The 301-nt window shown below is 56.5% G+C and carries 1 protein-coding gene; it reads left to right on the forward strand.

Features of this window, described 5'->3' with window-relative positions:
* A partial coding sequence (locus tag AC0L3B_RS39155; RefSeq protein ID WP_473383096.1) for a hypothetical protein occupies positions 1 to 301 on the forward strand: 301 nt, incomplete at both ends.

The raw sequence follows: 301 nt of genomic DNA on the forward strand, positions 1-301 counted from the left end.
CTCAACGAATCGACGGCAGGGTAGACCTAATCCAGGTTAAATTCACTGTTGATGTCTTTGACCCCAGCAATGCGTTGTCATGGAGCTGGCTGACCACCCGCAAAGGGCAGCGCGGTAGGTCATTGCTGGAGAAGTGGTCGAGTGCGTTCTTTCGCGTTGGCTTGGCGCGGTTGGGAGCGGTCCGCCTGATCACGAATAGGCGACCGGACGCGGCATTTACGCTACATCTGGCCGACGTAAAAGTACGTTGGGAATCGTTACCCGAGGGGCTTCGTCAAGAACTCGAACCTCATTTGGGGGG

The organism is Bradyrhizobium sp. Kon56 (assembly GCF_055807635.1).